General features: G+C 71.8%; 5 protein-coding genes. 1 reads left to right on the top strand and 4 read right to left on the bottom strand.

Translation table 11 applies throughout. The features are described from left to right. The first annotated feature begins 327 nt into the window (after positions 1-327). Positions 328-2,613, top strand: coding sequence for an FtsX-like permease family protein (locus ADL12_RS43245; RefSeq protein WP_062713772.1), 2,286 nt, complete (start codon positions 328-330; stop codon positions 2,611-2,613). A gap of 26 nt (positions 2,614-2,639) precedes the next feature. Here the strand turns inward: ADL12_RS43245 and ADL12_RS43240 are convergent, their stop codons facing one another. The 4 genes from ADL12_RS43240 to ADL12_RS43225 form a co-directional block, all read right to left on the bottom strand. Next, entirely contained in the window at positions 2,640-3,578 is a 939-nt protein-coding gene (locus ADL12_RS43240; protein ID WP_079052588.1) for a hypothetical protein, read from the bottom strand. A 91-nt stretch (positions 3,579-3,669) separates the two neighbouring features. Continuing rightward, complete coding sequence (gene pgi / locus ADL12_RS43235) at positions 3,670-5,325, bottom strand: glucose-6-phosphate isomerase (protein WP_062713771.1); 1,656 nt, start codon at positions 5,323-5,325, stop codon at positions 3,670-3,672. Positions 5,326-5,377: 52 nt separating this feature from the next. Continuing rightward, the gene (locus ADL12_RS43230) at positions 5,378-6,571 is read right to left on the bottom strand and encodes an MFS transporter (protein WP_062713770.1); all 1,194 of its coding nucleotides are present in this window, start codon (positions 6,569-6,571) and stop codon (positions 5,378-5,380) included. A gap of 222 nt (positions 6,572-6,793) precedes the next feature. Then, on the bottom strand, positions 6,794-7,129 hold the full coding sequence (locus ADL12_RS43225) for an RNA polymerase-binding protein RbpA (RefSeq protein ID WP_003957010.1): 336 nt from the start codon (positions 7,127-7,129) through the stop codon (positions 6,794-6,796). Between the last annotated feature and the right edge of the window lie 27 nt (positions 7,130-7,156).

Below are 7,156 nucleotides of genomic sequence, written 5' to 3'. Positions count from 1 at the left end.
TTCAGCGCCCGGCCGGGACACGGGCACCCATGTCCACGCCGACCGAGCGACAGCGGCGAGCCGGGGCTCGGAAGCCACTGCCCACGGCAATCGGTCCTCAGCGCCCGGCCAGGGCACGAGCGCCCATGTCCACACCGGCCGAGCGACGGCACCGCGGGGCGCGGGAGCGCTTGAGCAGGGCGATCGGTCTTCGGCTTGCGGCCCAGGCGCAGGCGCTCATGGCCACGGCAGCCCGGCGACAGCGGCGGGCCGAGGCGCAGGGGCCCGGGGCAGCCGTATGCGAGGCGCGTCGTCCTGTTGCCCCGCGTGAGCGGAGAGGTTGACGTCGTGCGAGCCACCCTGCGCTGGGCGCATTCCGATCTGCGTACGCATCGCGGCGAGGCGCTGTTCCTCGTGCTGGCCACGGCCGGGATCGTCGTTTCGCTGTTGCTGGCCACGGCGCTGTTCGGCTACGCCACCAACCCGTGGCAGCGCGTCTTCACCCAGGCGCACGGCGCGCACGTCTGGCTGCACACCGGTTCCTCGGCCGATACCGGGAAGCTGGTCGAGCTCGACGAGGTCGTCGAGTCCGTAGCGGGCCCCTACCCCACCGCCTCCACCACGCTGGCCTCTCGCGGCACCCGCGCCTCCGTCGAGCTGCGCGGCACGCCCGACCGCCCCGCCGTCGACCGCCCGCTCCTCACCTCCGGCCACTGGCTGGACCCCGCGAACCCCGACGGCGTCGTCCTGGAGAGCCGCCTGGCCCGCGCGCTCCTGGCCGCCCCCGGCGACACGCTCACTCTGCCCGGCACCGACCGGACCCTGACCGTCCTCGGTATCGCCGACAGCGCCGAGCCGCGCTACCGGCCGGGCGAGCAGCCGGGGCTCGTCTGGGCGCCGCCGGCCGCCGTGCGCAACCAGGGCGGCCAGGTGATCGGGCTGCGCCTGACGGACCCCGACGACACGGACTACGCCGTCCAGCGCGCCGTGACCGCGCTGGGCGCCGGCGCGGTCAGCGAGGTCTCCACGTGGAAGCAGGCGCGCGCCGAGGCGCAGGGCGACAACCGGCTGCTCGGGCAGGTGCTGGGCCTGTTCGGGCTGGGCGCCCTGGTCGCCGCCGGACTCGCCGTGCACGGGGCCATCGGCACCCGTATCCGCGGCCATCTGCGGGACATCTCCGTGCTGAAGGCGATCGGCTTCACCCCGGGTCAGGTGGTCCGCGTCTTCCTGCTCCAGCACCTCGCCTACGCCCTGCTGGGTGCCGTGACCGCAGCAGCCCTCATCGAGGCCGTGGGCAGCCATATCCCGGGGCGGCTCGGGGACGCGGTCGGCGTGTGGCAGGGGCTGCCCGGGCGTAGCGTGGCGCTGTTCGTGGTGCCCGTCGGCGCGGTGCTGTTCATCGGCGCGACCACGGGGCTCGCCGCGTGGCGGGCGGGACGTGTGCCCCCGGTCCCGGTGCCGCGGCCCGCGGCACCGCTCGGCGGGCGTCTTTCCGGCGTGGCCCGGCAGGCGCTCGGGCTGCGGCTGCCGCCCGCGCTGGTGCTGGGCTGGCACCGGGCGTTCACGCGCCGACTGCGGTCCCTGGCCACGGTCGCCCGGCTCACGCTGCCGCTGCTGCTGATCGTGGTCGCGATGAGCGCGTGGACCACCATCGACCGCTTCGACAGCAGACCCGACCGGATCGGCCTGCCGACCGCCCTCACCGTCCACGCCGACTCCGCCCTGCCCGACCGGGACGCCCGCACGCTGCTGGAAGGCGACCCACAGGTCGCCGCCGCCTACCCGGGCGTCGAGGTGGCCGCCCTGGTCCCGGGCCAGACGGCCACGATCGCCCTGCGCGGCCTCGGCACGCGCCAGGACCCCTACCCGTACGCCCTGGCCGAGGGCCGCCCCGCGCGGGGCCGCGACGAGGCGGTGGCCGGGCAGGGGCTGCTCGACCTGCTGGACGTGAAGGTCGGCGACTGGGTCCGGATGACCGTCGGCGACCAGCCGCAGATCCTGCACATCGTGGGCCGCAGCATCGAACCCGAGAACGCCGGCCGGGTCATCTCCACCTCCCTCGACACCCTCCACGAGAACGACCCGGGCCTCGGCCCCACCCTCTACGAGCTGCGGCTCCGACCGGGCGCGGAGCCGTACGAGGTCGCCGACCGACTCGCCACCGCCGGACACGGACGCCTGGACGTACACGCCGTACCGAACCCCGCCGACGGCCTCTCACCCCTGCGCGGAGTCGTCGTCGGCCTGATCGCCGTCCTGGCCCTCATCGGGCTCATCGAACTGCTGACAGCGATCGGCGGCACCGTCCGCGAGAGCGAGCGCGACCTGCTGGCCCTCAAGGCCATCGGCCTGTCCCCCCGGCAGATCACCACGATCACCGTCACGTCCACCGCCTGCACCGCCCTGGCCGCGGTCGTCATCGGCACGGCCCTGGGCACACCCCTCGCGCAGTGGCTGATCGACGCCCAGGGCAGATCGAGCGGCATCGGCGCCGGAATCGCCCAGGGCCCCTCCGCCGCTCTCCTGCTGCTGCTCGGCGTGGCGGCGGTCACCGGGGCGGCCGCCCTCGCCGCCGTCCCGGCCTCCCGCGCGGCCCACCGCCGACTCGCGGACACACTGAGCGCGGTCGCCTGACCGACGGGGCCGGCACCGTGTGGCCGTTACGGGTTGTACGGCGTCTGCGGGTTGTACGGCGGTTGCGGGTTGTAGGGCGGTTGCGGGCCGTAAGGGGGTCGCGGGTTGTACGGCTGCTGCGGGGCGTACGGGTTCCTGGGGCCCGGTGCGTACGGGTTGCCCTGCGACGGTGCGTAACCGTTGGGCGGGTACGACGGTGGTGGCGGCGCAGTGAAGGTCGGCAGGGTGGCCGGGTGGGCCGCCAGCCGGATGCCGTACCGGTTCCTGAGTCGGCCCATCTCCAGCAGAGCGATGCCCGTGACCGTCACAGGGGCGCCCAGGATGAAGACGACGCCCATCGCGAGGCCGAGGCCGTGCAGGTCGCCCGTGACGAGATCGGGGATGGCCATGAGCCAGGTCGTCACCGTGGCGAGCAGCGGCGGCAGACAGCGGTGCACGGCAGCGGTACCGAAGAAGTTCCCCGAGATCCGGTAGGCGCCGGCGATCACGAAGAAGCCCATCCAGAGCCCGACGAGGCTGAGCAACAGGCTTCCGAGGGGTCCGAGGGATCCGCCCAACTGGAAGATCGTCACCGTCCCGAGGGCCGAGCCGATGAACAGCAGCAGCAACTTCAGCGACCGGACGAGCGGCTCCCGCAGCTGCCCCACCGTACCGGCGCCGGAACGCCGCCAGAGGTGGAGCATCACGCCGACCGTGAGCGGCGTGATGAACAGTAGGACGACACACGCGGTCGCCGCGTTGTCCAGCATCTCGTCGAAGGCGAACCCGCCCTCGACGAAGGTGTAGACCCCGAACGCCGCGACCGCCCCCGCGATGACCCGCGCCTTCTTGAGCGCGTCCACCGACGGATCCAGTGAGTCCGGGATCCAGGTCGGATGGAACACCGCCCGCGCCACATGATGGGGCTTCAGAAACGAACGGGCGGTCAGCGTGCCGCCGGTCCAACTCCCGTATGGATTCGTCAACTTGCACTCCCCCGAGTGATCGTGACCATGATCGCCGAGGGAGTCTACGGGAAGCGGACGACCGCGCGCCGCCCGCTTTCCCCATTCGTGATCACTGCCGGCCGCGCAGCTCCCGGTACTTGGCGACGAGCGCCTTCGTCGACGCGTCCAGCCCCGGCACGTCCGCGCCCTCGGTGAGCGCGGGCTCGACCCGCTTGGCGAGGACCTTGCCGAGCTCGACGCCCCACTGGTCGAAGGAGTCGATGTTCCACACCGCGCCCTGCACGAACACCTTGTGCTCGTACAGCGCGATCAGCTGGCCGAGCGCGGACGGGGTCAGCTCACGCGCGAGGATCGTGGTCGTCGGGTGGTTGCCCTTGAACGTCTTGTGGGTCACCAGCTCGTCCGGTACCCCCTCGCCACGCACCTCGTCCGGCGTCTTGCCGAACGCCAGCGCCTGCGTCTGCGCGAAGAAGTTCGCCATCAACAGGTCGTGCTGCGCCTTGAGTTCGTCGCTCATCTCGGCGACCGGCTCGGCGAATCCGATGAAGTCCGCCGGGATCAGCTTGGTGCCCTGGTGGATCAGCTGGTAGTACGCGTGCTGCCCGTTGGTGCCCGGCGTGCCCCACACGACCGGCCCGGTCTGCCAGTCGACCTCCTGCCCGTCCCGGCCGACGTACTTGCCGTTGGACTCCATGTCGAGCTGCTGCAGATACGCCGTGAACTTCGACAGGTAGTGGCTGTACGGCAGCACGGCGTGCGACTGGGCGTCGTGGAAGTTGCCGTACCAGATACCCAACAGGCCGAGCAGCAACGGCACGTTGGACTCGGCGGGCGCGGTGCGGAAGTGCTCGTCGACGATCCGGAATCCGTCGAGCATCTCGCGGAAGCGGTCCGGCCCGATGGCGACCATGAGGGAGAGCCCGATGGCCGAGTCGTACGAGTAGCGCCCGCCGACCCAGTCCCAGAACTCGAACATGTTGGCCGTGTCGATGCCGAAGTCGGCGACCTTCTCGGCATTCGTCGACAGCGCCACGAAGTGCTTGGCGACGGCCTCCTGCCCCGCCTTCAGCTCACCCAGCAGCCAGTTGCGGGCCGAGGTGGCATTGGTGATCGTCTCGATGGTGGTGAAGGTCTTCGAGGCGATGATGAACAGCGTCTCGGCCGCGTCCAGGTCGCGGGTCGCCTCGTGCAGGTCGGCGCCGTCGACGTTCGACACGAAGCGGACCGTGAGGCCGCGGTCGGTGTAGCTGCGCAGCACCTCGTAGGCCATCGCCGGGCCGAGGTCGGAGCCGCCGATGCCGATGTTGACGACGTTCTTGATGCGCTTGCCGGTGTGCCCGGTCCAGGCGCCGGAGCGGACCCGCTCGGCGAAGTCGGCCATCTGGTCCAGGACGGTGTGCACGCCCGGGACGACGTTCTCCCCGTCGACCTCGATCACCGCGTCACGCGGCGCGCGCAGCGCGGTGTGCAGGACGGCGCGGTCCTCGGTCGTGTTGATCTTCTCGCCGCGGAACATGGCGTCCCGCAGCCCGAACACGTCGGTCGCGACGGCCAGCTCGCGCAGCAGACGCAGAGTCTGGTCGGTGACGAGGTGCTTGGAGTAGTCGATGTGCAGGTCACCGACCTGCAACGTGTACCCCGCACCGCGTCCCGGATCGGTGGCGAACAGCTCCCGCAGCTGCACCTCGCCGAGCTCCTCGCGGTGCTTGGCCAGCGCGGTCCACTCGGGCGTCTGGTTGAGCCTGGTACGGCCGTCTGCGTTCATGTCCGACTTCAGCCTTCTTTCGTGCCTGTCCCAGCTGTTCCAACCTAATTGATCAGCGCGGGACGTGAGCCGTCGTGGCGTCGTCGTCCGGCGCAACAACAGGTACGTCCGTCTTGCTTGCCGGTATCAACGAGGTGACGGCCAGGGCGAACAGCAGCGCCGCCAGCAGCGCCGGCCCGTTCAGCCCGTAGGCGTGGGCGACCGCTCCGCCGAGCACGGCGCCGAGCGGGGCACCCGAGGTGGAGGCGGTGCGGAAGGCGGCGGCGATGCGGCCGACCATGGCCTCGGGGCTGCGCTGCTGCATCAGCGTGACCTGGTTGACGTTCCACACCATGTTCATGAGGCCGAGCAGCAGCATGGCGCCCAGCAGCGCGCTGAGGTGCCGCACCGTGCCCATGACCAGGAGGGCCGCGACCTGGACCGCGCCGCCGAAGAGCAGCGCCCGCACCCGTCCGACGCGGCGTGCGATCCGCTGGGCGACGAAGCCGCCGGCCAGGCTGCCGGCCGAGTACGCCGTCATGACGGCCGCGTACTCCGCGTCGCCGGCGTGCAGCCACCGCGTCACATGCAGCACCAGGGTGGCGATCAGGGCGCCCATGCCGATGTTGCACAGCAGCGTCGCCACACAGACCGCCCGCAGCGCACGGTCGCGCCACAGCGCGCGCAGCCCCTCACCGATCTCCGCCCGGAGCGTGCTGCCGGCCGGGCGCGGCTCCCACTCGGGTGGCCGGACTCGCAGGGACGCCACCAGGGCGGCGGCCAGCAGATAGGTGCTCGCATCCGCCACGAACGGCATGGCGGCCCCGACCATCAGCAGCAACGGCACGAACGGGCCCGCCAGCAGACCGCCCGCGAGCTGCTGTCCTGTCATCAGCCGGGCATTGGCACTGCCCAGGGCCTCGCGGTGCACCAGGGACGGCAGCAGAGCCGTGGCCGCGTTGTCGAACAGTGTCTGGAGCGTCGTCAGCGCGAAGGCGAGCGCGAGCACCAGGGGGATCGACGCGTGCCCGAGTCCGACGGCGAGCGCGAAGGAGGCGACGAGCAGTCCTCGTACGAGGTCGACCGCCCACATCGCGCGCCGCTGGTCCACTCGGTCCGCCACGGCTCCGCCGAGCAGGCCGAAGAGCAGCCAGGGGACATAGCCACAGGCGGTGACCGAGGCGATGACCAGGGGATCGCTCGTGAGCTGCACGGCGAGCAGCGGCAGCGCGGTCGTCCGCAGCGCGTCTCCGAACCGCGAGACCACGGCGGCGGTCCATAACCGCCCGAATCCCCCGCGCCACGCGGGCGCACGCCTGCCCACCGTCTCAGCCGTCGCCACAACTCCCCCTCGCGGTCCGCCGATGCACAAAGATCGATGAACAAACCGTAGAGGGCAGCACTGACAATCGGTCCGCGAGCGGCGCGGCGCCCGCGCGCCAAACAGGTCCGGCCAGGCACCTCTCGGTACCCGGCCGGTCCTCAACTTCTAGATCTCGCCCCGCAGTTTGGCGAGCGCCTCGGCGAGGATCGCCTCGCCGTCCGCGTCGCTGCGCCGTTCCCGTACATACGCGAGGTGCGTCTTGTAGGGCTCGGTGCGCGGCGGGTCCGGCGGGTTGTCCCGGTCCTGTCCGGCGGGAAAGCCGCAGCGCGGGCAGTCCCAGGTGTCGGGAACCTGCGCGTCGCTGGCGAAGCTGGGCTGCGTCTCATGCCCGTTGGAGCACCAGAAGGAGATGCGCAGCCGGGGCGCGGACTCGCCCCGCTCGGCCTCGCCCATCGGCCCCGCCCCGACCCGGCTTCCTCGGATCGCGTTGCCACTTGCCACGGTCGTAACTCCCTGCGTGATGGTGCC

Origin of the sequence: Streptomyces regalis (assembly GCF_001509475.1) — a bacterium.
Lineage (GTDB): Bacteria > Actinomycetota > Actinomycetes > Streptomycetales > Streptomycetaceae > Streptomyces > Streptomyces regalis.
Note: the sequence above shows the minus strand (reverse complement) of the source record. Positions and strands in the feature narration are given on the sequence as shown.

Bases quoted from the DNA above. Each gene is read 5' to 3' on its own strand.
- pgi (WP_062713771.1), bottom strand. From the start codon at position 5,325: ATGAACGCAGACGGCCGTACCAGGCTCAACCAGACGCCCGAGTGGACC.